Below are 25,157 nucleotides of genomic sequence, written 5' to 3'. Positions count from 1 at the left end.
TGTCGCGGAACCTATCACATTGCGCGGGGTTGAAGGCCGCGAATCGATGAATGCCGACTTTGGGGAGTGGCATCGTGCAAGATCAGCGTTTCGATGAGCCGGTCAGGATTGCGCTCGGCCGATCGCGAAACTCGATCTTCAACGTGGAGCGGGTCGCTCAGGCTGCCGACATCCTGCTGAACCGCTGGCCGGTTGCAACCGGGCAAAAGCATATGGTTGCCCGTAAGGTCTGTCTGGCCGTGCTAGAGGGAAAGAAAGAAGTCTCGGCGGCAAGGGCGGCGTTCATCAACGCCGCTATCGAGGCGGACATTCTCGTTGAGCCGCGTGAGGTGTCGATCCCGTAGCCTGCCCGGTGAAATTGAATCAAGGATCGGCTCTATCCTCTTGGTTGATCTCGGTCTTTCACCGGCTTTTCCGGGCCATGGCAACCGGCCAGTTCGGCGCGCTCTGCGGACAATCCGAAATTCGGGGTTCATTGGGCCTGTTTCCGGCATCTGTTGACACGGCATTTCTATCCAGATATTGAACAGGACTATACAGGTTCACTGAACAGGTACCTATATGAAGCGGCGCGCGGTTCAACTGTCTCCCGGTACGGGCAAACCCGAGCAGATCGCCACCGTTCTCGAACATGAAATCCGCTCCGGTGTTCTCGGCTTCGGCGACCGCCTGCAAAGCGAGAATGAACTTGTCCAGCGCTTCTCCGTCAGTCGCAATACGGTCCGCAAGGGCCTCGAAGAACTGTCCAGCCGCGGGCTGATCACGACCAGGGTTGGTATTGGCTCGTTCGTCACCTTCGACGGCAAGCCGGTCGATGACTCCATCGGTTGGTCGCGCGCGCTGGCCGATGCCGGCGCCAATGCCGAGACGCGGACGCTGCGGCTGGAGGTCATCGAAGACCCCGATCTGGCTGCGCTGCTTGGTATCGAAAGCCCGTTCTTCATTGCCGTTGACCGGGTGCGCACCAACGCCAGCGACGGCCATGCGATCTCCATCGAGCGCAGCCGGCTGCCATTGTCCTCCGAGCTTGAGGACGTACCGTTGCGCGGACTGCGCGAGGGCTCGCTGCACCAGACGCTGCGCGCCGCCGGCCTCATTCCCGACCATGGCGAGGAATGGGTCGAGATCGAGATGCTCAATGCCGAGGATGCGGCCATCCTCGGTTGCCCACAAGGCACGCCCTTCCTGCGCGGCCGCCGGCTGACGCGTGCGGCTGACGATCGGCCGATCGAGTATGTCACCAGCCTGCTCAACCCGGCACATTTTGCGCTGCATATGAGGTTCTGAGCGATGTCGGATGCAACCAGCAAGGCCATCGATCGCGCCATGGGCGCGCTTGTCGGCGGAGCGCTGGGAGATGCGCTCGGCATGCCGACGCAGCTTTTGTCGCCGGTTCGCATTGCCGAACTCCACGGCCATGTCGAGGATTTCATCGAGCCTTTCGCCGATCATCCGGTGTCGAAGGGACTGGCTGCCGGCACCATCACCGACGACACCGAACAGGCGCTGCTGCTCGGCCGCATCCTGGTCGAATCCGGCGACCGTTTCGACCACGCGCGCTGGGTCAATGCGCTGCTCGACTGGGAGCGCGAGGTCAAGGCGCGCGGCAGCTATGATCTCTTGGGGCCGTCGACCAAACGGGCCATCGACGCCATCAACAATGGCGTACCGGCCGAGGAAGCGGGACGCAGCGGCGACACCAATGGCGCGGCCATGCGCATCGGGCCTGTCGGCATCATGATGCCGCTCGAACCATTGGAGGCGTTCGTCGCCAAGGTGGCGGAGACCTGCCGGGCGACGCACAACACCTCGATCGCAATCGCTTCCGCTGCTGCCGTTGCCGCTGCCGTCAGCCGCGGCATCGCCGGCGGTGGCTGGCGCGATGCTTCCGCCAGCGCCGTCGCGGCGGCGAGGCGAGGGGCGACGCTTGGTCATTGGGTCACCGGCGGCGACATCGCCGCGCGTATCGTCTGGGCGCAGGACATCGTGCGCGGCAAGGCGATCAGGGATGCCATTCGGCTGATCACCGATCTGGTGGGTACCGGCGTCGCCAGCCAGGAATCCGTCCCGGCGGCCTTCGCCGTGCTGGAAGTCGCCCGTGGCGACCCATGGCAAGCAGCTATCATCAGCGCCAATATCGGCGGCGACACCGATACGATCGGCGCCATCGCCGCCGGCATGGCCGGCGCCTGCAGCGGTTTTTCCCGATTGCCGCAACAGCATATCGCCCGGCTTGTCGGCCTCGACATGTCAGAGGTTCGCGCGCTTGCCGCCGACCTCGTGGCAGCAAGGGTGGCGAAAATCGGTTCCGGCAAGGACGCGGCGGAATGAGCGGCCGTCTCGTCCATGTCGGCAGTGCCGTGGTCGACTATGTCTACCGCATCGACGCCCTGCCGGCGCCCGGCATGGAAAAGACGGCGTCGAGCTTCGCCCAGGTCGCCGGCGGCGGCTTCAACATGATGGTCGCGGCCAGCCGCACCGGCATGCAGGTGGTGTTCGGCGGCCAACTCGGCAGCGGACCCAATGGCGATTTCCTGCGTGCCGCTTTCGCCGCCGAGGGCATCGCGACGCTGACGCCGCCATCGCCATTGACGGACAGCGGCAACTGCGTCGCCATGATTTCGAGCGACGCCGAACGCACCTTCGTGTCGTGGCCAGGGGCGGAGAGCGTGCTCAGCCGCGACCTGATGGCGCCGGTCGCGGTGGCGCCGGGAGACTGGGTGTTCACCTCCGGCTACACGCTAAGCTATCCCAAGAGCCGCGATGCGCTCACCGATTGGATCGAGGCACTTCCGGCAGATATTCCCTTCGTCTTCGATCCGACGCCGGTCATCTCGGACATTCCGCGTCCCATCCTGTCGCGGGTGCTTGCCCGCACCACATGGCTGAGCTGTAACACGACGGAAGCCGCCGAGATTGCCGGCCCAGGCGATGTCGAGGGACTCGCGGCACGACTTCTCGCCGACCACTGCCCCAAGGCTGCTGGCGTGATCATTCGCGCTGGCGCGAAGGGTTGCCATATCAGGCTGGCCGACGGCACAGCGCAGACCATTGCCGGCTTCAACGTCAGCGCCATCGACACCAATGGCGCCGGCGACACCCATATCGGCGGTTTCGTCAGCGCGCTGGCGCACGGCATCCCGCCCTTCGAGGCAGCGCGCTATGCCAATGCTGCAGCGGCCATTTCGGTCACCCGCCATGGCGGCTCGTCGGCGCCGACGAACCGCGAAATCCAGACATTCCTGAGCCATGCCGCCGACCCATCGGGAGCAGGCCGGACACAGAAGGCCAATGCATAACAGCTGGAAAGCCTGACAAGCCCGGGAAGCGGGCAAACCCACAGAGAGGAACCAACCATGCGCATGCCTGACTTGACTGCTCTGCTGACGGCGACCGCCGTCTTTACCTCCGCACTCACGTTCGCCGCCAAGGCCGACGAAGTGCATGTGCTCAACTGGAAGGGCTACGGCGCCGACGAGCCGTGGGCCGTCGAGGCTTTCGAAAAGGCGACCGGCAACAAGGTCGTCAACGATTTCTTCAATTCCGAACAGGAAATGCTGACCAAGATCCGGACCAATCCCGGCCTCTACGACGTCGTCATGATCAACGCCGCCTTCAACGACCAGGCGATGGACGGCAAGCTGATCCAGCCGATCGACGTTTCCAAGCTGCCGAACTACGCCGACATCAGCAAGGACAAGGCGGGATCGCCGATGCTCGTCCACGACGGCAAGGTCTATGGCGTGCCGTGGGTATGGGGCCTGACGGCGCTCGCCATCAACGAAAAATCCTTCGACAAGCCGCCGACGAGCATCGCCGAGATGTGGGATGCCGCGCACAAGGGCCGTGTCGTCATTCGCGACGACGCCGTTGAAGCGGTGCAGTTCGGCGCCATCGCCACTGGCCAGAACATCAACGACATCAAGGATATGGATGCGGTCAAGACGAAGCTGACCTCGCTGATGCCGCAGATCAAGACCTTCTGGAGCTCGGAGAACGACTGGAACCAGATGGTCGCCTCCAACCAGATCGACATCGGCACCTACTGGAGCGGCTCGGCCGATCGCGCCAAGACGCATTTCAAGCTGCCGGTCTCGCTGGTCGTGCCGCAGGAAGGCGCCGTCGCCTGGCTCGACGCGTTTTCCATTCCGGTCGGCGCCAAGAACGTCGCCGGCGCCGAGGCCTTCATCAACTACATGATCGACCCGAAATTCTACGTCGAATGGGTCACCAAGGTCGGTGCTCCCGTCTCCGCCAACACCAAGGCGGTGGAAGCGCTGCCCGAGGATGCCTTCAACCGCAAGGTCATGGGTGATCCCGAAGTGGCCAAGCGCATCCAGTTCCAGGCGCCGATCACCGACGCCCAGCGCGAAGCCTATCTGGCGCTCTGGCAGCAGCTTAAGGTCGACGTGAAGTAAGATCACAGCCAGGCCAGCCGGCGGTTCGCGTCGGCTGGTTCTTCCAATACTGGGAGGAGGGTACCATGGCAGCTGCGACAGCGTCGCGAAGCGGGCTGAGATCGGCATTGCCGCTGCTGGCGCCAGCCTATCTCTGGCTGACGGTGGCGATCTTCCTGCCGCTATCCGCTATGGTCTTCTTCTCGTTCATGACCGAGCTGCCGCTGTCGGGAAAGCCGTGGGCGTTCACGCTTGGCAACTATGCCGCCTTCTTCTCGCAAAGCCTCTATCTGACGCTGCTGCTGGCCTCGCTGCGGCTTGGCCTCGAAGTGACGCTGTGGTGCGTCGTCATCGGCTATCCCGCGGCTTACGTGCTCGCCAAGGTGCTGAAGGGGCGCAGCCGCGAGGCGATCTTCCTGCTCGTCATCCTGCCGTTCTGGTCGAACGGGCTGGTGCGCATCTTTTCCTGGGCGATGGTTTTGCGCGAGGGCGGCATTCTCGACACCGCGCTCAACGCGGTGCTGCCGTTCAAGATCAACATCGACCTGATGTATTCCTATCCAGCCGTCATCATCGGGCTGGTGCACTCCTATGTGCCCTACATGGTGCTGACCTGTTATCTGACGCTGCAGGCGATCGACGACTCGCTGATCGAGGCCGGGCGCTCGCTTGGCGCATCGCGGTTGCAGGTGCTGAAGCGGGTGATCATCCCGCTGTCGATGCCCGGATTGGTCGCGGGTGCGGCGCTGATCTTCGTGCCGGTCGTCGGCTCGTTCATGGAACCGCGCATCCTCGGCGGCCGCACCGGCACCTTCTACGGCACGGTCATCGAGGACCAGTTCGTCGCCGTGTTCAACTGGCCGCTCGGTGCAGCGCTCTCCTTCATCCTGCTGGCGGTGGTGCTGGTCATCCTGGCGGTGGCGTCGCCGGTGCTGCGGAGGGCCGCGTGATGGTGACGACCCGCATCCTCGAATGGCTCGGCCGTCTCTACATCTTTATGCTGCTCGCCTTTCTTTATCTGCCGATCATCATCATGGCGCTGATGTCGTTCAATGTCTCGCCCTTCTACCAACTGCCGTTCGAATGGACGACCGAATGGTACGCCTCGCTGTGGCAGAACGACCAGCTGATCGCGGCCACCTGGAACAGCGTCGAGATCGCGGTCATCACCACGATCATCTGCGTGGTGCTCGGCTCGGCTGCATCATTGGCGCTCTATCGCTACGAATTTCGCGGCAAGAAGTTCCTGCAGGCGATGCTGTTTCCGCCGATCGCCATACCGTGGCTGATCACCGGCACGGCGATGCTGATTTTCTTCTTCGGTGTCGGCATCGGCCGCGGCCTGCATGCGATCCTGCTCGGCCATGTCGCGCTGGCGCTGCCCTATGTCATCGTCGTCGTCTCGGCCCGGCTGCAGACCTTCGCGCCGGAGCTGGAAGAGGCGGCGCGCTCGCTCGGCGCCAACCAGTGGCAGGTGACGAGGCGCGTTACGCTGCCCTGGATCATGCCCGGCGTCATCGCCGGCGGGCTGTTTGCGTTTGCCGTTTCGTTCGATCAGTTCGTCGTGTCCTATTTCCTGGCGACGCCGGGCCAGACGACGCTGCCGGTCGAAATCTACGCCGCGATCCGCAAGGGTTTTACGCCCGAGATCAACGCGGTCTCGACCATCATCATTGTCGTGTCGATGGCGCTGATGCTGCTGACAGCGCGGTTCTTCAAATTCGGCGGAGAGAAATAATGGCCGGCGTGCAGGTATCTGATGTCTCGCGCAGTTTCGGCGCGCACAAGGCACTGGACGATGTCTCTATCGATTTCGCCGATGGCGGCTTCTATGCGCTGCTCGGGCCATCGGGCAGCGGCAAGACCACGCTGCTCAGGCAGATCGCGGGGTTCGATTTTCCCGATTCCGGCCGCATCACCATCGGCGGCGAAAGCGTTGAGCGGGTGCCGGTCGAAAAGCGGCGCATCGGCATGGTGTTTCAGAACTATGCGCTGTTTCCCAATATGAGCGTCGCCGACAATGTCGCCTTCGGCCTGTCGGTGCGCGGCGAGGCCAGGGCGATCATCGCTACCGAGGTGCAGCGCGCGCTCGATCTGGTGCAACTCGGCAAGCTCGGTGGGCGGCGGCCGCATCAGCTGTCGGGCGGCCAGCGCCAGCGCGTGGCGCTCGCCCGCGCCATCGTCACCAAGCCGCGCGTGCTGCTGCTCGACGAGCCGCTCGGCGCGCTCGACAAGGCGCTGCGCGTCGATATGCAGATCGAGCTCAAGCGCATCCAGCGCGAGATCGGCATCACCACCATTTTCGTTACCCATGACCAGGAAGAAGCGCTGACGATGAGCGACCGCATCGGCATATTGCGCGACGGCAGGCTGGTGCAGGAAGGACCACCGGAGGAGATCTACGACCGGCCGAAGAGCGAATTCGCCGCCACCTTCCTCGGCGACGCCAACATTTTTCGCGGCGATACGACGGGCGATGGCATCCGGCTGCCGGACGGCACGGCGATTGCCGCCGGCGCGGGTGCTCGCCTTGCTGCTGGTGCCAAGGCGAGTTGTGCGGTGCGGCCCGAACGCATCCGTATTGCTATTGATGGCGGGGCTTCGGATGGCAACGCCAACATGCTCAAGGGGCAGGTCTCCAAGCGCATTTTCGCCGGCAACAACAGCACATACTTTGTCGAGCACGCTGGTCAGACGTTGAAGGTCATCGTGCAGAACACCGGTGCCGAAAGACTGGCCGAGGGTCAGGAGGTAATGCTCAGTTGGTCGCCGAAAAGCACCGTGCTGATTGCGGCAAACTAGTCGACGCGGTTCGATAGCAGGGACTGTTGGCGTTCCTTCGCACCCCCCTCTGTCCTGCCGGACATCTCCCCCGCAAGGGGGGAGATTGGCGGTTTGAGCGTCACTGCCCTTTTTGCAACGTCGAAAATTTGCGAAAGCAGGTATGACGGCTAATCTCCCCCCTTGCGGGGGAGATGCCCGGCAGGGCAGAGGGGGGTGCTGTCCCTCCATCGGGCTAGATAGGGCCGGGAGCACATCTATGACGCTGGAATTGACGGCTAAGGACCGATCCATGCTCGACGGCGAGCAGGGCCCGTCCGCCGCCGCTGCCATGAAAATCCTCGTCGCATTTTCCAATGCGGTTGGGGCGCGCGGTCTGCTCGACATCACTGGCGCCCATATCGATGGCTGTCTCTACCACGGCAAGGCAGGGCTCGATTTCGTCGAGCGGCTGGTCGAAGGCGGTGGCCGGGTCCAGGTGCCGACGACATTGAATGTCGGCTCATTCGACCTCATCCATCCCGGCATGGTGAAGATGCCGGCAGCGGAAGAGGTGCCGGCGTGGCGGCTGATGAAGGCGCATCTGGAGCTCGGCTGCCAGGCGACCTTCACTTGCGCACCTTACCAGACGCGGTTCAGGCCGGAGTTCGGCGAGCAGATCGCCTGGGGCGAATCCAACGCCATCGTCTTTGCCAATTCGGTGATCGGCGCGCGCACCAACCGCTATGGCGATTTCATCGATCTGTGCTGCGCCATGACCGGCCGCGCGCCGGCCTGGGGTCTGCATCTGAGCGAGAACCGGCGCGGCCGGATCCTATTTGAGCTGGATGTTCCGGACGGCGAGCCGAGCGACAGCCTTTTCGTCGGCGTCGGGCTATTCATCGGGCAAGCGAGCGGCGACCGCGTTCCGGTGATTGCCGGTCTGCCGCAGCCGCGCGATGAGGACCAGCTAAAGGCGCTGGGCGCGGCGGCTGCAACGACGGGTGCTGTGGCGCTGTTCCATGCGGTCGGCATCACGCCGGAAGCGATGACGCTCGATGAGGCGTTCCAGGGTCATGCGCCTGACGAAACGATCCGCATCACCCGCGCCGATATCGACCATGCGCTGGCCAGGCTATCGAGCGTACGGGATGGCGCGCCGGTGGCGGCCGTGTCGCTCGGCACGCCGCATTTTTCGTATGAGGAGTGGATGCGACTGTTGCCGTTGCTGCGCGAGGCAGCACCCGGAAGGCGCATCCCGATCTACGTCAACACGGGCCGTGCGACCTTGGCGCGACTGCAGGAGGAGGGCGCGCTGGCGGGGATGGAGGCGTTTGGTCTGGTCCCGGTCGCCGACACCTGCACCTATGTCACATCGATCCTGGAACGCCTCGACGGCGTCGTGATGACCAATTCCGGCAAATGGGCGCATTATGCACCGGGCAATATCGGCGTGTCCGTCGCCTTTGCCGAGATGGAGGATTGCATCCGCTCCGCTGCCGTCGGGCATGTCGTGCGGAGCGCCTCATGACGCGACCGGTGGCACGAACCGGCACCTTCCAGTTGGCCGGCGAAGCCAAGGGCCAGGCGCTGGTGTTCTCGCAACCCCTCAGCTTCTGGGGCGGTATCGATGCCGAGACCGGCGACATAACAGACCATTCGCATCCCGGCCTCGGCCAAAATGTCGCCGGCAGGATTTTGGTCATGCCGAGCGGGCGCGGCTCATCGTCTTCATCCTCGGTGCTGGCCGAGGCGATCCGCAGAGGCACGGCGCCGGCCGGTCTTCTTCTGGAGCGGCCGGACCCGATCCTGGCGGTGGGCGCCATCGTTGCCGAGTTTCTTTATGACATCCGCATGCCGCTGGTGGTGTGCGATATTTCGAACCTTGTCTCCGGTGATCAAATTGATATCGGCATCGGCAAAGACGGCGGGCCGATCATCAGAGTTCACCCCGCCATCAATCCGGCAGAGCCACGCCGCCAATAGGCAGCCGCCAGCGTCTGATCGCGGCAAGTCCCAGCGTGTCGCGCCAATATTCGCGCACGATCTTGGCGGCAGCGGCTTCCGCCGCGAACCAGCCGAAGGCCGAACCGTCCTGCGGCCACGCCACCGAGCGGACAGCCTCGGCCAGCCGTCTGTCCTCGCCCGCCGCCACGCCATCCCGTGTCAGCAAATGCACTTCGATGCGGGTGGGGTTGGCGATCTTCTGCCGTTCACCGTCATTGGCGATCTCGACGAAGGCAACGCCTTTTGTCTCGGCCGGCAGCGTCTCCAGCAGCCGCGCCAGCGCCGGCAGGCCGGTTTCATCGGCACCCAAGACATACCATTCTGCCTGCCGCACCGGACGGCCGACCGGTCCCATGATGCCGACCTTCATGCCGGGCGCTGCCTGCATGGCCCAGGTGGAGCCGACGCTCTCGCCGGTATGAATCAGGAAGTCGACATCGATGATGCCCTTTTCCACGTCGAGCGCGCGGATGGTGTAGACGCGCGCCACCGGGCGCCGGTCATCGGCGGGCCAGACCGGCAAGCCATTGCCGCCGAGCACCGGCCACAGCGGATCGGGCACCTCCCTGGTCGGAAACAGCATGCGGATATGCATGCCGCCGAATTTGGCGAAACGGCTGAGATCCTCGCCGGCCAGCCGGATGCGGCGCATATGCGGGGTGAGGTCGCGAATATCCGTCACCACCATCTCGCGGAACTGAGCGAGGCTGGTTTCGCCTGAGAGATCGCCGGTCCAGACGGATCTCGGGATTTTCCTCCTTGGCGTAGACCTGTACGGCCGTGGCCAGCAGGTCCTTGATACGGGCCAGCCCGTCGCGGTCGGCGGCATTGGCCCGCATCACCAGCCGTTCCATGTCGAAAGAGGCGCCACCGAAGGCAAAGCGGAAATCGATGCGCTGTCCCTGATGCGAAGCATCGGCCTCGAAGCTCTGCAGTCTGTCGCTGATGCTGTCCATGTAATCGGGCAGATGTCGCAGGTTGAGCTGTGCCTCACAGGCCAGTTCACGCACCGATGCTTGGCTCATTGTCAGCCTCCGATCCTGCCGGTGAGCGCCACCTTGAAGGTGCGGCCCTTGCCCTGTTCGGTTGCCGCCGAGGTCGACCATGCGCTTTGCGGGTCGGTGTAGGCGGTGTTGAAGATGTTATCGACGCCGAAGTCGAGCTTGAGGTTGTCATTGACGCGCCAGTTGGCGAAGACGTTGACCAGATCGAAACCGTCATCGACGACCGGCACGGCGTTGGGATTGGTGCGGCTGGTGCGGGTGATCTTGCCGACGCTGAGATATTGCGCGCCGACGGTGAGCTGGTCCTCCAGCATGCGGAAGCCGATGGTGGCCGAGAAGCGGTCGAGCGGCGTGTTGTTCAGCGCCTGGCCGGAATAGACGCCGCTGACGACCTTGGCGTCGATCAACGCGCCGGCAAGGTTCACAAAACCCCAGTTGTAGTCATAAACCATCTCGGCCTCGATGCCCTTCAGCCGGGCGTCGCCGATGTTGATCGCGGTGCGCGGCAGGACGGTCAGGTCGACGTCGATGTAATCCTCGACGGCAGTGTGGAAGACGTTGAGCTTGGCGCGCAACCGGTCGCCCGCCGTCAGAACATCGTCATACTTGACGTTGATGCCGGCCTCCCAGTTCTTCGCCGTCTCGGGCTGCAGCAGAAGATTGGGCCGGTATGTATCGCCGCCGCCATGCGCGCCGCCGCCGCGGAAGACATCCTGCAGGCCCGGCGCCCGATAGCCTTCGGAATAGGTGCCATAGAGCTGGAAGCCATCGAATGGCGTGACGCCGACGGTGAGGCGCGGCGACCAACGATCGCCGGAGATCGAGGCTTCCTGCGGCGACGGGATGCGCGTTTCGCCATCGAGCTGGTAGCCGTCATACCGCATCGCAGTGATGACCTGCAGCCAGTCCTCGTAATCGCCCTGCCACTGCAGGAAGCCGCCATAGCCCTGCTGTTCGCCAGCGCCGAAATGCGCCGCTTCCGAGGAGGCCTCGAGATAGTAGTAATCGAGTCCGTAGGTCAGCGTATGTGCTAGTCCCCAGGCGTCGAAACGTGAGGAGTTCTTCACGTTGAAGCCGGATGTGGCGACATCGTAAAAACGGAAATTGCCGATCCCTGAGGCAGGCGCGACCTGCGTCTGCTCGGTGCGGGTGCGGTTGTGGTAGGCATTGGCGCTGAAGTCGATCAGCTCGTTGTCGTCTGGCTTCCAGGTGTAGGCGGCGGTGTAGGTCTGGTTGGTGGTGTTGGTGTCGTAGCGGCTCAGCGTCGGCGAGGTCGAGCCGCTGGATCCGGTGATCTGGTCGTTGTAGCGCTGCAGGATGGCGCCGAGCTTCAGCTCATGGTCATCGGCCGGCCGCAGCGTCGTCTTCAGATAGCCGCTGGTCACCCGCTCGCCGGTCCATGGCACGGTCTCGCCATTGCCGTCGGTGTAGCTGTCGCGGTCGCGGTAGATGAGGTTGCCGATGATGTCGGCATCGTCGCTGAAGCGGTAGGCACCGGTGGTGCTGGTGGTGAAGCCGTCGCCATTGTCCTCGTAGCCGAGCTTCTCGCTCAGCGCCCAGCGCTCGTCCTTCTTGAGGAAATCGCCGGCGTCCTTGGTCTCGAAGGAGACGACGCCGCCGATGCCGCCTGACCCATAGGCATTCGACACCGGGCCACGAATGACGGTGGCTTCCTTGATCAGGTCCGGTTCGACATAGAACGAGCCAGAGCCATGACCGACGCGCCAATAGTCCTGACGGGCGCCGTCGAGCGTCACGACGACGCGGCCATATTGCTCCAGGCCGCGAATGTTGATGGCGGTTGCGGGATCGTCGCCATTCATCGAGGCAGCGACGCCGGGCGTGGTGCGGAAGATGTCGGCCGCTGTGTCGGGCTGAATGCGGTCGAGTTCGTCCTGATCGACGGCGCTGATGGCGGCCATCGATTCGATCACCGCCGTTTTGATCATCGTCGCCGAGATGGTGATCACGTCGAGCATCGTCGCCGGCTGATTCTGCGCGGCACTGGCCGGCGCCAGGCGGCCGGCCTTGGCGGCGGCCTTTTTCTCCTGGTCCTGTTCCTGCGCGCTGGCAAGAGGCACGGCGCAGAGGCCGAGCACGAAGGCGAGCGCGGTGCTCGCCATCAAGGTCGTGTTTGTTGTCGTTGTCATCGTCATGCAGCCCCCAAGCAAAAGCAAAACTGCTGGCGGTGGCTGAAGGGCCTTGGCTGGCATGATCGAGAATCCCTCGACCAGGCGGGCCGGGGCAGGGGTCACATATTAAAACATGATGACACAAGTCAACTTTAAATTTATAGCCGACCATCATCGAGAAGCATCTGGCACGGGAACAGCGGCATGGTCGGCAGTTTAGGCGAAGGCAAGACGACCCACTGGTCGCAACCTGGCAGGATCGCGGCGGTGCTGCTTCTGGCGCTGTCGGTGCTGGCGCCTTCCTGTGGTTTCCAGGCGCTGGCCGCCGAGGGCGTTGTCGACGCGCTGGGGCGAACCGTCGTGCCGGGCGCGGCGACCCGAATCGTGACGCTCGGCTCCGACGTCACCGAGATCGTCCACGCGCTGGGCGCCGGCGAGCGGATCATCTCCGTCGATCGCGGCAGCAAATATCCGCCTGAAGTCGCGCAAAAACCCAATGTCGGCTACCGCCGCCAGCTTTCGGTCGAGGGGCTGGCCAGCCTGCGTCCCGACCTGATCCTGGCGGCCGAGGACAGCGGACCGCCGGAGGCGGTCGAGGTGCTAAAATCACTGGCGATCCCGATCGTCTTCGTCCCGCAGGACAACAGCCCGCAAGGCATCGAGCGGAAGATCACCCTGATCGCCGCCAGCCTTAGGCTCGAGGACAAGGGCAAGGTGGTTTCCGCCGAGGTGCTCACCGCCTTTCAGACGGCAGCCGATCTGGCAGCAAAAATCCCGCCGGAGCGGCGCAAGAAGGTGGTGTTCTTCCATGGCCTCGTGAAGCTGAGCGCTGCCGGCGCCGGCACCTCTGCCGACGCCATCATTCGCTATGCCGGCGGCCTCAACCCGATGGATGTCGTGCATGGCTACAGGGCGGCATCGGAGGAAAAGCTGATCGAGATGGCGCCTGACGTCATCCTGATGATGAGCGACGGCAAGAGCGGGCCGACGCCCGAGCAGGTGTTCGGCAACCGCGCGCTGGCGGCAACGCCGGCGGCGGCCAACAAGGCGCTGGTCGTGCTTGACGGCGCCTACATGATCGGCTTCGGGCCGCGCACATCAGATGCGATCCGCGATCTGGCGAAGGCGCTTTATCCGGAAGGGGAATGACGCCGTAAAATCGCAAGGCGGTTCGGCTGGGCAGTACCAATTCGTCGGCGAACCAGTTGAGCTTGATAAATCCTGTCCGTCCGGATTTCTCCGGATCGGCTTCCGCCCGAACAAACTTGGCGGCTCGGCCTGAAACATTGGCACGATATTCTAAGCCGCGCGGTTGACCGCGAATGCGCTATCCAGCCTATAATTATACTAAATTCATAGACTAACTGCGGACGTTCAGGGCGCTCGCACCTTGGCCTGTGAAAATGGTTGCACAAGGGAGCGCATCGATGCCGAAGACAGAGTCCAATCCGATCGACCTCGGCACCAGGGCGGCCGATTTCCTGTTGCCCGACGCGCAAGGCGTGCTGCACCGCCTCGCCGATTTCGACGCCAAGCCGGCCCTGCTCGTCGCCTTCATTTCCAACCGTTGCCCGTTCGTCGTGCTGATCCGCGAGCAGCTTGCCGCTTTCGCCAGGGATTATGCGGGCAAGGGGCTGCAAGTGGTGGCGATCAACGCCAACGACCACGAAGCGCATCCGGAAGAAACGCTTGCCCGTATCGGCGAAGAGGCCGAAAAATTTGGCTATTCCTTCCCCTATCTCAAGGATGCGTCGCAGCAGACGGCGAAAGCCTATGGCGCGGCCTGCACGCCCGACTTCTTCCTGTTTGATACCGACCGGCGGCTCGCCTATCACGGCCAGTTCGACGAGGCGCGGCCGGGCAACGGCAAGCCGGTGACGGGTGCCGATCTGCGAGCGGCGGTCGACACGGTGTTGGAGGGCGGCAGGCCCATTGCCAGCCAAGTGCCGTCGATCGGCTGCAACATCAAATGGAGTGCCGGCAACGAGCCGGTCTGGTCTTCCAGCGCGGCGCGCGCGGCCTAGCGCCGGCCTCGACGCATTCGCCAGGTGTCAATGCACAAGCCGCAAAAATCCGCTTCCGACAGCTTGCTGCTCCAGGCAGACGTGCTGGTGCTGGGCGGCGGCCCGTCGGCCGCCTGGGCGGCAGTCGCGGCGGCCGAGGGCGGCGCCAAGGTGGTGCTGGCCGACAAGGGCTATCTCGGCACCAGCGGCGCCACCGCGCCGTCCAACACCGGCACCTGGTGCGTGCCGCCGGGTGACAACAGGCACGCCGTGGTCGAACGACGCTGGCAGCGCACCGGCGAACTCGCCGACCCGCGCTGGATGCTGCGCTGCGTCGACACCGCCTACCGCAACCTGCTCAGGCTGTCCGAATGGGGCTATCCCTTTCCGAGCGAGGATGACGGACGGCTCTACATCGCCAATCTGCGCGGCCCGGACTACATGCGCTTCATGCGCCGCCGGGTGCTTTTGGCCGGCGTCACCGTGCTCGACCATCATCCGGCGCTCGAACTTCTGTCCGACGGCGATGCCATTGTCGGCGCCGCCGGTGTTGCGAGACAGATCGGCCAGGACTGGCGCGTCGACGCCAACGCCGTGGTGCTGGCGACCGGCGGCTGCGCCTTTCGCGAACGCATCCTCGGCGCCACCGGGCTGACTGGCGACGGCTATCTGATGGCGGCCGAAGCCGGCGCCAGCCTGTCGGGCATGGAGTTCACCGGCAAATACACGCTGGCGCCCTATGGCTCATCGCTGAACAAGGGCCTGCCGTTCCGCTGGGCCTCGTTCCATCGCGAAGATGGCTCGCCGATCGTCGGACCGACCGGCGAGCCGTTGCGTAACGGCATCGGCGACCGCGAGGAGGAAGTGGCGCGCGCGCTGATCGACGGCCCGGTCTATGCGCGGCTCGATCAGGCCGAACCGGCGCTGCAAGGCTGGCTGCGCCAGGGCCAGCCGAATTGCTTCGTGCCCTATGGCCGCGTCGGCATCGACCCGTTCAGCGAGTTGTTCCGCATCACCTTGCGCGCCGAAGGCACGGTGCGCGGCACCGGCGGCATCGACATCGTCTCCGACGATTGCGCCACCGGCGTGCCCGGCCTCTACGTCGCCGGTGATGCCGCCAGCCGCGAGATGATGACCGGGGCCGTGTCGGGCGGCGGCGCCGTCAATTCATCCTGGGCGCTGGCCAGCGGCTGGTGGGCCGGCAAGGGCGCCTCGACCCATGCCAAGCGCCGCACCGGCAAGGCGTTCCGCAGTGCGGTGCAGTCGCTCGGCCAAGCCGGGTTGCGTCCGGCATCGTCGGCGAGTGCCGACATCTCGGCGAGCGAAGTTATCGAGGTGGTGCGTAGCGAAGTGACGCCGCTCGGCAAGAATTTCTTCCGCACCGGCGAGGGCCTGGAGAAAAGCGGCGAGCGGCTGGAGAGTGTCTGGCGCGACGTGCGCGACCATCTGCAAGGCGAGGGGCTGGATCGGGTCCGCACGCGCGAGGCGGCATCGATCGCCGCTGCCGGGCGCTGGTCCGTGGCCGCAGCGCTGCACCGCACCGAGAGCCGCGGCATGCATCGCCGCACCGACCTACCGGGCAAGAGCCCGGCCTTCGCGCACCGGCTGGTCATCACCGGTGTGGATGAGTTCCGCATCGCAGGTGCGCCTGAGCGGCTGGCGGAGCTGGCGTCATGATCGAGATCGTCTCGGCCACGCGCTGCGTCGAATGCGACATCTGCGTCAAGGTGTGCCCGGCCAACGTCTTCGACGCGACCGACAATGGCGTGCCGGTGATCGCTCGCCAGGAGGACTGCCAGACCTGCTTTCTCTGCGAGATCTACTGCCCGACCGACGCGCTTTATGTGGCCGAGTTCGCCGAAGGGCCGACCGGCATCACGGAAGCTCAGGCCGACGCCCGACGGCTGTTCGGCTCCTATGCCCGCGCGCTTGGCTGGAAGCGCGGCAAGGCGGGCGGCTCGGAATTCGACCCGACGCACCGCATCCGCGTGGCGCAGTGAACCGATCGGAGACAGATATGGATCGCCCGAACATGGACCGGATCGTCGTCAGCGACATCAGCAAGACGTTCCAGCTCAAGCCGGGGCAGTTCGTCACCGTCGATGGCGAGGCGACCGACCGCGTCACCGTGCTCGACGGCGTTGATCTCTCGATCCGCAAAGGCGAGTTCATCACGCTGGTCGGCCCGAGCGGCTCGGGCAAGTCGGTGCTGCTCGATATCATTGGCGGGCTGACGCAGGCGACCGGCGGCAATGTCCAGCTCGACGGCAGGCGCATCACCAGGCCCGATCCAAAGACCGGCTATGTCTTCCAGCAATATGCGTTGTTTCCCTGGCGCACGGCGCTCGCCAACATCGAATATGCGCTGGAAGTGCGCGGCGTGGCCAAGGCCGAGCGTACCGCCACAGCCCGCCATCTGTTGGCGCTGTTCGGCCTTGCTGGTTTCGAGGACCGTTTTCCCAACCAGCTGTCCGGCGGCATGCAGCAGCGTGTGGCAATCGCGCGTGCGCTGGCCAGCAACCCGGAAGTGCTGCTGATGGATGAGCCGTTCGCGGCGCTCGACCAGCAGACGCGTGAACTGCTGCAAGGCGAGCTGCTGCGGATCTGGGGCAAGATCAACACGACTGTCATTTTCGTCACCCACTCGATCGACGAGGCGATCTTCCTCGCCGATCGCGTGGTGGTGATGACGGCGCGGCCGGGCGCGGTGAAGGAGATCATCGATATCGACCTGCCACGGCCGCGCGACGGCGACATCCGCGCCAGCGCCGAATTCAACGCCTATCGCGCCCGCGTCTGGGACGTGCTGCGCGACGAGGTCAACAAGGCGCAGAAGGACTGGACCCTGTCACCAGCCTTCAGTCACTGAGGAGCTGGACCAATGGCCTATCTGACCGAGAAGTTTGGCTCCGCTGGAGCGCTCCACCTGTTTGCCGGCGCTGGCGAAACGGTCGCCGTCGCTAGGGTCCCGGCCATCAAGGCCAGCGCCAAGAACCGGAGCAAGAAAGCGAGCCACGGCACGTTCCTCTATGGCTTGCCGCTGCTCGGCCTGTTCTTCCTGCTGTGGGAGATCGCGCCCCGGCTCGGCTGGCTGAACCGGATCTTCTTTCCGCCGCTAAGCGAGGTGCTGGTCGCCTGGTGGGCGCTGCTCGCCTCGGGCGTGCTGATCGAGCATATCGGCATAAGCCTGCAGCGCGCTGCGATCGGCTTCGCACTCGGCGTGGTGGTGGCCATCCCGCTCGGTCTGTTGATGGGGCGCTATTGGCTGTTCGAGAAGGTTTCCGACCTTCTGGTGCAGACGCTGCGCAACACATCGCAATTCGCACTGCTGCCGGTGTTCATCCTTTTGCTCGGCATTGGTGAGGAATCGAAGGTGGCGATCACCTTCTACTCCTCGGTTTTCTTTCTCCTCGTCAACACGATCAGCGGCGTCAAGTCGGTGGATCCGCTGCTGATCAAGGCGGCGCGCTCGATGGGCACGTCCGACTTCGATCTGTTCCGGAAAGTCATCCTGCCGGCCAGCATTCCCTCGATCGTCGCCGGCGCGCGGCTGGCGGTGAAATCCTCGCTGTTCGCGGTCATCGGCGCCGAGATGCTGGCGGCCAAATCCGGCCTCGGTTTTCTCATCCAGAACTCACAGCTGATGATGGAAACGGCCGACATGTATGCCGGCATCCTGACGCTGACCGTCATCGGCCTGACCGTCAATTACCTGCTCGTCTGGTTCGAGCGCTGGGCGACAGCCTGGAAAGGCCAGTCCGAGACCTCGCTCATCTGAGCCGTCCATTCATTCCAATCAGGAAGGATTTTTCCCATGCCCAGCATTCCATTCGATGCACATCGCCGACTGCTGCTGAAGGGCGCCATTGCCGTCGTCATCGGCCTTGGCGGCATGCCTGCCTTCGCCCAGGACAAGCCGGAAATCATCCGCATCGGCAGTACCGCGCCGGGGCATCTCAAATTCATCCTCGCCCAGAAGGACGGCTGGTGGGAGAAGGAGTTCGCCAAGGACGGCATCAAGGTCGAACTGGTGACTTTCAATGGGGGTTCGGAGGCGACGACAGCGTTGGCCACCGGTGCGATCGAATTCACCTATACCGGCAACAATCCAGCGCTGCGGGTTGCTGCGTCCGGCGCCGACGTCAAGCTGATCGGCCTGTCGAGCTATGTGAAGGCCGGCGGTTCCTACATCGTCGTCAAGACCGACTCGCCGCTGAGGACACTGCAGGATCTCAAGGGTAAGAAGGTCGCCTATTTGACCGGCACGGTGCGGCATTCGAATTTCAGCAAGGCGCTGAACAGCGTCGGCCTGACCACCAATGATGTCGAAGGTCTGAACCTCCCTTTCGAGGCATCCGGCCCGGCGCTGCTGCGCGGCGACATCGACGCCATTGTCGAAACCGATTCGACGGCGGCCAAGCTGGTCGACACCGGCGAGGCGCGCGTCCTGTTCGACACCAGCACCCATCCGGAATGGAACGTACCGAACGTCATCTCGGTCAATGGGGCCTTCGCGGCGAAGTACCCCGACCTCGTCAAGCGGCTGCTGAAGGTCGACATCAAGATTTCGCGTTGGGCCGACGCCCATCCGGACGAGACGATCAAGACTTTTGTCGAGGCGACCAAGACGTCGGAAAAATCCGTCCGCAAGACCTATGCCGACGGGGTGTTCCATCAGGATCCGAAACTCACCGACGAGGCGATCGCCGCCTTGCGGGGCGAGGAGAAATTCATGGCCAGCGCCGGGCTGCTGAAGGGCTCGATCGACTACGGCAAATGGGTCGACAAGAGCTTTGTCGATGGCGCCGCGGCTGAAGTCGCCGCCGTCCAATAGACTAGAAGTATCGAGCGGGGCGGGCGCTTTACCGCTGCCCCGTTCGTCTGGTCCGTCAAATCTCCGGGATGTTCTCCTTGAAAATCACCTGCAGCCTTGGCTGGTGCAGTTCATAGGGCAGTCCCCGGACCGCATGGATCAGGGTGTTGAGCGCTTCGCGGGCCTCGACGCGCGGGTTCTGGTCGATGACCGCGTCGACCGTGCCGTCGAGCAGAAGGTCCTTGGTGCCGTCCGTCACTTCGTGGCCGAGGAAGACCATGGATTGCGCGCGGCCGCGCTCCTTGAGCGCGCGGGCGATGCCGGTGTTGCCGGCGCCGACATTGTAGATCGCGGCAAGGTCGGGGTGCCGCTCCAGCAGGGCCGATGCCTCCGAATAGGCCTTCTCGCGGTCGTCGAGCATTTCGCGCATCTCGACGATCTGCAGATTGGGTGATTCCTCGGTCAATACGTGGCGGAACCCCATCTCGCGTTCCTCGTGGCCGCGATAAGACAGCGAGCCGGCGAACAGCGCCACCTTGCCCGGACGCCCCGATCCCATGAAGCGGTTGAGCAGATAGCCGGCCAGCCGCCCGGCGGCGCGGTTGTCGATGCCGATATAGGCGACCCTGGGTACATGCAGGATGTCGGAGGCGATGGTCACCACCTTGATGTCGTTGGCCGACAGGGAGCGGATTGCTTCGCGCACCGTCGGATGGTCGAGCGCGATGACGCCGACGCCTTGCGTCTGTCCGCGCAGATCCTGCAACAGGCGAGCGAGCCGGTCAGGATTGAAGCCCTCTATGGTGGCGATACGAACATCGAGGTCGGGCCGCGCCAGAGCCTGTGCCTCGATCTGGCGGTGCAGCATCTTGATGAAGGAATTGGTGCCGGCCGGCAGGGCGAAGTCGAGCCGGATGACGTCGCCGCGCAAATGCCGCGGCGGCGCCCCGTTCGGGCTTTCGGCGATGTAGCCGAGCCGCTGCGCCATTTCGAGCACGATTTCCCGCGTGCGCGCCCGCACGCCGGGTCGGTTGTTGAGCACTCGGTCGACGGTGGCGGCCGAGACGCCGGCTTCCCGGGCTATGTCAGTCAGGGTGGAACGCACCGTCTTTCATCTCCTGCATGCGTCGGATCGGCTGGTGACGGCTTCCCCGCCATCCGCGATTCTGATGGGAAATGATGTATCCGCCCTTGGCCGATGTGCAAGCCGCCGCGCTAAATCAAATGGTCCGGCAGGGCTGCGCGGGGCAGGGAAGGGCCGGGCGCCCTCAAAATGAGGCATCCTGCGTGACGTATGGGTCCCGTTTTTGTGCATTTCCTTGCCCTGTTGCAATATTATGAGGTGTTTTGATTATTTATGATGTTGACAGCCTTGCCATGCTGCCGTCAATATCCCTCATAAGGGTCGTGGAGGAAACGTGGCCCTGAGGGAGGAGTTTCAATGTCTGACTTGATCCGCATCTCGCGGCGCCGGCTGCTGGCATCCGGAGGAAAGGCGGCTGTGATCATGACCGCCGCTGGTATCGCACCCCAATTCATTCGTCCCGGTCGCGCCTATGCGGCCGACGCGCTGGCGCCCGGCATGATCGGCGGCCCGACGGGCTTCGAAGGGGCCGAGCGCTACCAGTATGGCGCCGATACGCCGGAAGGCCGCGCCATCGAAGCGGCCAAGGCGCTGAAGGGCGCCGGCAAGGCGCCGGCCAAGATCGTGCTCGGCCTGTCCGACGGCTCGATCGGCCAGCTCACGCAGCCGTTCCCGGCCGGTGCGCCGTCTATCAAGGAGCTGTGGGAAAAGGAAACCGGCATCGCGATCGAAATCGTCGGTCTGCCGAACGGCCAGGAATTCACCAAGACGATGCAGGACATCTCCACCAAGGGTGGGGCCTACGACATCTACTCGACCGAATGGAACCGTCTTGGCGACCTCGCCGAAACCGGCGGCATCGCCAAGCTCGACGACTTTGTCGCGCAGCATAAGCCTGAGTGGGACGATCCGGTCAGCGGCTATGTCAACGGCGCCAAGGGCGTGTCGCTGCTCAACAAATACCGCGGCTCGAACTATGGCGTGTCGCTGGACGGCGACTTCCAGACCTGGGTCTACCGCGCCGACCTGTTCGGCGACGAAGCCGAGAAGAAGGCCTTCAAGGACAAATACGGCTACGATCTGGCGCCGCCGAAGACCTGGAAGCAGCATGGCGACATAGCCGCCTTCTTCCAGCGACCGGACAAGGGCCTGTTCGGCTCGACCGACCTGCGTAACCAGGGCTGGGGCTACACGAACTGGTACCAGCGCTATGTCTCGATGGCTTCGCCCAACCAGTTCCTGTTTGGCGATGACGGCAAGCCGATGATCAATTCCGAGCAAGGTATTGCCGCCACCAACGAATATGTCGCTTCGCTCGCGCATCATTCGCCGGATGCGATCTCCTGGGGTTGGCCGGAGCAATACGGCAACTTCGCCAAGGGTGGTGCGGCGATGACCTGCGCCTTCTCCAACTTGCCGAAATTCCTCGACAATGCCGGCAACAAGGATTCAGCCGTCACCGGCAAGATCGGCTCGATGCTGCCGCCCGGCCGCGAGATCGGCGGCAAGCTGATCAGCCGTTCCGTGCTGTGGTTCTCGCTGACCGGCATGGTCTCGTCGCAGTCGAAAAACCAGGAGGTCGCCTATCTCCTGCTGCAATGGCTGGGCTCGGCCCGTATCTACGCATGGATGAGCGCCAACCCCGGCGGTTATCTGGACCCGTTCCGGCTTTCGGACTTCTCCGATCCGCTGGTGCGCCAGACCTATCATGCCTACCACATGGACGTCGTGCGCGAGACGGTCGCCCGCACCGTGCCAACCATCAACTATCCCGGCGCGACAGCCTTCCACAATGCGCTCGACGAGAATCTGATGGCGGCGCTGACCAAGGCCAAGACATCGGAGCAGGCGATGGCCGATACCGAGGCAGAGTGGAAAAAGATCGCCCGGCGCACCGGCGAGGACAAACTGCTCGAAGCCATCAAGACCAACAAGGAGGCCTGGCCGACAGTTCTCGATCCAATCGTCTGATCCTTCTCCCTGGATCATATCGAAGGAGGGGAGGAGCTTGCTTCTCCCCTCCGCCCACAACGCCACCAGCAAAGCCGCCAGATGAAGCGTTCCTTTCCTTTCCTGATATTCCGCTATGCCGCGATCTTCGCGGCCATGGCGGTGACGCTGGTGCCGATCCTGTGGATGGTATCGATGGCCTTCAAGCCGATCGCCGAATGGTCGGCGACCGGCGCCGACCTGACCTGGTGGCCGAAGAACCCGACGCTCAGCAATTTCCGTTTCGTCTTCGGCGAGTCGACCAACAATTTGATCGTCGCGCTCGACCGTAACGCGCTGAAGCCGATCCTCGCATCGCTGCTGTCGGCGGTTTTCGGCACGGTGATCGCCATGTCGGCGGGCACTGCCGCGGCTTATGGGCTGTCGCGTTTCGGCTCCGGCCAGAACCTGCCGCTGGCGCTGATCCAGCTCCGGATCTTTCCGCCGATGGCGGTCATGATCCCGGTGATGATCATGTGGGCTTTCCTCAACTTCACCGATAGCTGGTGGGGCCTGGCGCTGATCTACGGCATCGTCACCTTGCCGTTCGCCTTCTGGCTGATGAAGACCTTCTTCGACGACATGCCGCGCGAGATCGAGGAGGCGGCGCTTGTCGAAGGCTGTTCGCGGCTGCGCGTCTTCACGCGCATCACGCTGCCGATGATGCGCGCGCCGCTCGCCAGTGCGGCGCTCTTCGTCTTCATCCTCAACTGGTCGGACTATTTGATCGCGCTGCTTCTGACGACGCGCGAATGGGTGACCATCCCGGTCTACATGGCCTCTCTGTCCTCCTCGATGACCGGGCAGCTCTATGGCGCCAAGGCGGCGCTTGGCCTGATCGCGGCCGTGCCGCCGGTCATCATGGGCATCGCCATCCAACGCCATCTGGTGCGCGGGTTGACGTTCGGGGCGCTCAAGCAATGAGCGCGGTGACTGTCATGACTTCCAAGGATGAGATGAAAGCCGTCGGAGCAAAGCCGGTTTCGCGCGATGAGGGCGCAAGGCTGGGTTTCCGGCTGACATTGCCTGCGCAGATCCTCGTGCTGTTCATCTCGGCCTTCCCGCTGTTGATGCAGCTCTACATCAGCGTCACCGACTGGTCGCCCCTGTCGGGCACCGGCTGGTGGAACGCCTGGTCGATGTGGAACAGCTTTGCCAACTACACCGATCTCGCCGTCGACACGCGCTTCTGGAGCGCGCTGAAGCGTACGGCCATCGTCATGATCGTCTGCGTGCCGGCGGAGTTCCTGCTCGGGCTGGCGCTGGCGACGCTGTTTGCCGACGATTTCCCGGGCAAGCGCGTCTTCTATTCGATCCTGCTGATGCCGATGATGGTGGTGCCTGCGGTGGCCGGCTACATGTTCTTCATGCTGTTCCAGTCGGGCGGCCCGGTGAACGACATCTTGTCGTCGCTGACCGGTTCGCCTGTCACCATCGCCTGGCTGTCGGACCCGACGCTGGCGCTGATCGCGGTGATGGTCGCCGACATCTGGCAATGGACGCCGCTGATGTTCCTCATCCTGCTCGCCGGCCTGGTCGGCGTGCCGGAGGACCAGATCAAGGCGGCGACGCTGCTCGGCGCCAATCCCTGGCAGCGCTTCGTCACCATCGTGCTGCCGAAGATGAAGACGATCATCATCATCGCGCTGGCGATCCGGGTGATCGAGAACTTCAAGATCTTCGACACGCTCTACATCATGACCGGCGGCGGTCCAGGCGTCGCCACCGAAACCATCTCGGTCTACATCTACAAGCTCACCACGCAGGACCTGATCTGGGGCTATGTGGCGGCGATCGCGCTGGCCATTTTGGTCGTGCTGTCGATCGTCGCGGTGTTCGCCATGAAGCGCATGGCGCGGGCACGCGAGGTGGCGGCATGAGCGCCATTCACCTGCAAAACCTGATCAAGAAATTCGGCGACTTCACCGCGCTGAAAACGATGGATTTGGCAATTGCCGATGGCGAGTTCATGGCGCTGCTCGGCCCGTCGGGCTGCGGCAAGTCGACGACGATGAACATGATCGCCGGCATGGAAGAGCCGACCGGCGGCAAGATCCTGTTCGGCGAGCGCGACATGGCCGGCGTACCGATGGGCCGGCGCGGCGTCGGCTTCGTGTTCCAGAACTACGCCATCTTCACGCATATGACGGTGCGCCAGAACCTTGCCTATGGACCAAAAATGCGAGGGGCTGCCAAAGCCGAGATCGATCGCCGTGTCGGCGCCATCGCCGAGATGCTGCAACTGACGCCGCTGCTCGACCGCAAGGCCGACAGGCTGTCGGTCAACATATTGCAGCGGGTGGCGATCGGCCGCTCGGCGATCATGGAGCCGGCGATCTTCCTGCTCGACGAGCCGCTGTCCAATGTCGACGCGGCTTTCCGGGCCGTCATGCGCACCGAACTGAAGCAGCTGCAGCGGCAGTTCCGCCAGACCATGGTCTACGTCACCCACGACCAGCTCGAGGCGATGACCATGGCCGACCGCATCGCGGTCATGGATCATGGCGTGCTGCAGCAGGTCGGCACGCCGCTCGAGGTCTACAACGATCCAGCCAATGTCTTCGTCGCCCGCTTCATCGGCGCGCCGGGCATGAACCTGCTCAAGGGCAGGCCGGCGGAGAGCGATCGCGGGCTGGTCGTCGATCTCGGACCGTTGGGCGTCACGCCGCCGCTGCCGGGCGAACTCGCAGCGGCCATGCGCGGTGCGCGCGGCGAGGTGCTTTACGGATTCCGGCCGGAACAGGCGACGTTGGTGCAGAATGGGCAGGGCCTCGCAATGCCGGTGACCTTTGTCGAACGGATCGGTGCGCGCACCATCGTTCATCTCGGCCAGGGCGAGGGAGCTGTGAAAACGGTGTTCGACAATGATGTCGGACTGGCTATCGGCGACACCGCTGTCATCGCTCCCACTACGTCGTCGGTGCGCGTCTTCGACGCCGCTACCGGCCTTGCGACGAAGGCAGGTTGA

Annotated in this window: 24 protein-coding genes; 21 read left to right on the top strand and 3 right to left on the bottom strand. The window is 64.0% G+C overall.

All coding sequences use genetic code 11. The features are described 5' to 3' along the window. Positions 1 to 74 precede the first annotated feature (74 nt). The 10 genes from NKI69_RS15950 (at position 75) to NKI69_RS15905 (ending at position 9,143) form a co-directional block, all read left to right on the top strand. Entirely contained in the window at positions 75 to 344 is a 270-nt protein-coding gene (locus NKI69_RS15950; RefSeq protein WP_027035091.1) for a DUF982 domain-containing protein, read from the top strand. A 217-nt stretch (positions 345 to 561) separates the two neighbouring features. After that, positions 562 to 1,287 carry a GntR family transcriptional regulator gene (locus NKI69_RS15945; protein WP_023814058.1) on the top strand — a complete coding sequence of 242 codons (726 nt, stop codon included), beginning with the start codon at positions 562 to 564 and terminating at the stop codon, positions 1,285 to 1,287. Positions 1,288 to 1,290: 3 nt separating this feature from the next. Continuing rightward, a complete protein-coding gene (locus tag NKI69_RS15940; RefSeq protein WP_023814057.1) occupies positions 1,291 to 2,331 on the top strand; it encodes an ADP-ribosylglycohydrolase family protein in 1,041 nt (346 codons plus the stop codon). After that, positions 2,328 to 3,299: a PfkB family carbohydrate kinase gene (locus NKI69_RS15935; RefSeq protein WP_128304630.1), complete on the top strand. Its 972-nt coding sequence runs from the start codon at positions 2,328 to 2,330 to the stop codon at positions 3,297 to 3,299. Before NKI69_RS15940 ends, NKI69_RS15935 begins: the two co-directional genes overlap by 4 nt. 57 nt (positions 3,300 to 3,356) lie before the next feature. Further along, positions 3,357 to 4,418 (top strand): ABC transporter substrate-binding protein, encoded by a 1,062-nt coding sequence (locus tag NKI69_RS15930; RefSeq protein ID WP_128304631.1) that lies wholly within the window; start codon positions 3,357 to 3,359, stop codon positions 4,416 to 4,418. Between the two features lie 65 nt (positions 4,419 to 4,483). Continuing rightward, complete coding sequence (locus NKI69_RS15925) at positions 4,484 to 5,347, top strand: ABC transporter permease (RefSeq protein WP_127317861.1); 864 nt, start codon at positions 4,484 to 4,486, stop codon at positions 5,345 to 5,347. Further along, positions 5,347 to 6,135: an ABC transporter permease gene (locus NKI69_RS15920; RefSeq protein ID WP_352630498.1), complete on the top strand. Its 789-nt coding sequence runs from the start codon at positions 5,347 to 5,349 to the stop codon at positions 6,133 to 6,135. The genes NKI69_RS15925 and NKI69_RS15920 overlap by 1 nt, the downstream gene beginning before the upstream one ends. Beyond that, positions 6,135 to 7,199, top strand: a complete 1,065-nt coding sequence (locus tag NKI69_RS15915) for an ABC transporter ATP-binding protein (protein WP_352630452.1) — start codon at positions 6,135 to 6,137, stop codon at positions 7,197 to 7,199. Before NKI69_RS15920 ends, NKI69_RS15915 begins: the two co-directional genes overlap by 1 nt. Before the next feature lie 238 nt (positions 7,200 to 7,437). Next, positions 7,438 to 8,688, top strand: coding sequence for an aconitase X (locus NKI69_RS15910; RefSeq protein ID WP_352721969.1), 1,251 nt, complete (start codon positions 7,438 to 7,440; stop codon positions 8,686 to 8,688). Beyond that, positions 8,685 to 9,143, top strand: coding sequence for an aconitase X swivel domain-containing protein (locus tag NKI69_RS15905; RefSeq protein ID WP_352441197.1), 459 nt, complete (start codon positions 8,685 to 8,687; stop codon positions 9,141 to 9,143). Before NKI69_RS15910 ends, NKI69_RS15905 begins: the two co-directional genes overlap by 4 nt. Here the strand turns inward: NKI69_RS15905 and NKI69_RS15900 are convergent. Then, positions 9,115 to 9,846 carry a siderophore-interacting protein gene (locus NKI69_RS15900; RefSeq protein ID WP_352721967.1) on the bottom strand — a complete coding sequence of 244 codons (732 nt, stop codon included), beginning with the start codon at positions 9,844 to 9,846 and terminating at the stop codon, positions 9,115 to 9,117. The genes NKI69_RS15905 and NKI69_RS15900 overlap by 29 nt on opposite strands. Before the next feature lie 345 nt (positions 9,847 to 10,191). Beyond that, positions 10,192 to 12,318 carry a TonB-dependent hemoglobin/transferrin/lactoferrin family receptor gene (locus tag NKI69_RS15895; RefSeq protein WP_352721965.1) on the bottom strand — a complete coding sequence of 709 codons (2,127 nt, stop codon included), beginning with the start codon at positions 12,316 to 12,318 and terminating at the stop codon, positions 10,192 to 10,194. Positions 12,319 to 12,504: 186 nt separating this feature from the next. On the opposite strand from NKI69_RS15895, the gene NKI69_RS15890 reads away from it, so the two are divergent. From NKI69_RS15890 to NKI69_RS15860, 7 genes are all read left to right on the top strand, one after another. Further along, a complete protein-coding gene (locus tag NKI69_RS15890; protein ID WP_352554747.1) occupies positions 12,505 to 13,449 on the top strand; it encodes a heme/hemin ABC transporter substrate-binding protein in 945 nt (314 codons plus the stop codon). A 278-nt stretch (positions 13,450 to 13,727) separates the two neighbouring features. Then, positions 13,728 to 14,324 carry a thioredoxin family protein gene (locus NKI69_RS15885; RefSeq protein ID WP_023814046.1) on the top strand — a complete coding sequence of 199 codons (597 nt, stop codon included), beginning with the start codon at positions 13,728 to 13,730 and terminating at the stop codon, positions 14,322 to 14,324. Between the two features lie 30 nt (positions 14,325 to 14,354). After that, entirely contained in the window at positions 14,355 to 15,980 is a 1,626-nt protein-coding gene (locus tag NKI69_RS15880) for an FAD-binding protein (RefSeq protein WP_352721962.1), read from the top strand. Continuing rightward, on the top strand, positions 15,977 to 16,303 hold the full coding sequence (locus NKI69_RS15875) for a 4Fe-4S dicluster domain-containing protein (protein WP_023814043.1): 327 nt from the start codon (positions 15,977 to 15,979) through the stop codon (positions 16,301 to 16,303). Before NKI69_RS15880 ends, NKI69_RS15875 begins: the two co-directional genes overlap by 4 nt. Positions 16,304 to 16,335: 32 nt before the next feature. After that, a complete protein-coding gene (locus NKI69_RS15870; RefSeq protein ID WP_031213850.1) occupies positions 16,336 to 17,172 on the top strand; it encodes an ABC transporter ATP-binding protein in 837 nt (278 codons plus the stop codon). Between the two features lie 12 nt (positions 17,173 to 17,184). Beyond that, on the top strand, positions 17,185 to 18,081 hold the full coding sequence (locus tag NKI69_RS15865; protein WP_352554749.1) for an ABC transporter permease: 897 nt from the start codon (positions 17,185 to 17,187) through the stop codon (positions 18,079 to 18,081). 36 nt (positions 18,082 to 18,117) lie between these two features. Next, on the top strand, positions 18,118 to 19,137 hold the full coding sequence (locus NKI69_RS15860; RefSeq protein WP_352721960.1) for an aliphatic sulfonate ABC transporter substrate-binding protein: 1,020 nt from the start codon (positions 18,118 to 18,120) through the stop codon (positions 19,135 to 19,137). A gap of 55 nt (positions 19,138 to 19,192) precedes the next feature. Here NKI69_RS15860 and NKI69_RS15855 read toward each other — a convergent pair whose 3' ends face one another. Then, positions 19,193 to 20,221 carry a LacI family DNA-binding transcriptional regulator gene (locus NKI69_RS15855; RefSeq protein ID WP_352721958.1) on the bottom strand — a complete coding sequence of 343 codons (1,029 nt, stop codon included), beginning with the start codon at positions 20,219 to 20,221 and terminating at the stop codon, positions 19,193 to 19,195. A 336-nt stretch (positions 20,222 to 20,557) separates the two neighbouring features. Here NKI69_RS15855 and NKI69_RS15850 point away from each other — a divergent pair, with 336 nt between their 5' ends. The 4 genes from NKI69_RS15850 to NKI69_RS15835 all read left to right on the top strand — a co-directional run bounded on the left by NKI69_RS15850 (position 20,558) and on the right by NKI69_RS15835 (position 25,157). Beyond that, complete coding sequence (locus NKI69_RS15850) at positions 20,558 to 22,171, top strand: extracellular solute-binding protein (RefSeq protein WP_352721956.1); 1,614 nt, start codon at positions 20,558 to 20,560, stop codon at positions 22,169 to 22,171. Between the two features lie 81 nt (positions 22,172 to 22,252). Continuing rightward, positions 22,253 to 23,113: a carbohydrate ABC transporter permease gene (locus NKI69_RS15845; protein ID WP_023814037.1), complete on the top strand. Its 861-nt coding sequence runs from the start codon at positions 22,253 to 22,255 to the stop codon at positions 23,111 to 23,113. Then, positions 23,110 to 24,069, top strand: a complete 960-nt coding sequence (locus NKI69_RS15840) for a carbohydrate ABC transporter permease (protein WP_352721954.1) — start codon at positions 23,110 to 23,112, stop codon at positions 24,067 to 24,069. The genes NKI69_RS15845 and NKI69_RS15840 overlap by 4 nt, the downstream gene beginning before the upstream one ends. Continuing rightward, complete coding sequence (locus NKI69_RS15835; RefSeq protein ID WP_352721952.1) at positions 24,066 to 25,157, top strand: ABC transporter ATP-binding protein; 1,092 nt, start codon at positions 24,066 to 24,068, stop codon at positions 25,155 to 25,157. Before NKI69_RS15840 ends, NKI69_RS15835 begins: the two co-directional genes overlap by 4 nt.

The organism is Mesorhizobium sp. M0491, assembly GCF_040321265.1.
In the GTDB taxonomy this organism is placed as follows: domain Bacteria; phylum Pseudomonadota; class Alphaproteobacteria; order Rhizobiales; family Rhizobiaceae; genus Mesorhizobium.
Note: the sequence above shows the minus strand (reverse complement) of the source record. Positions and strands in the feature narration are given on the sequence as shown.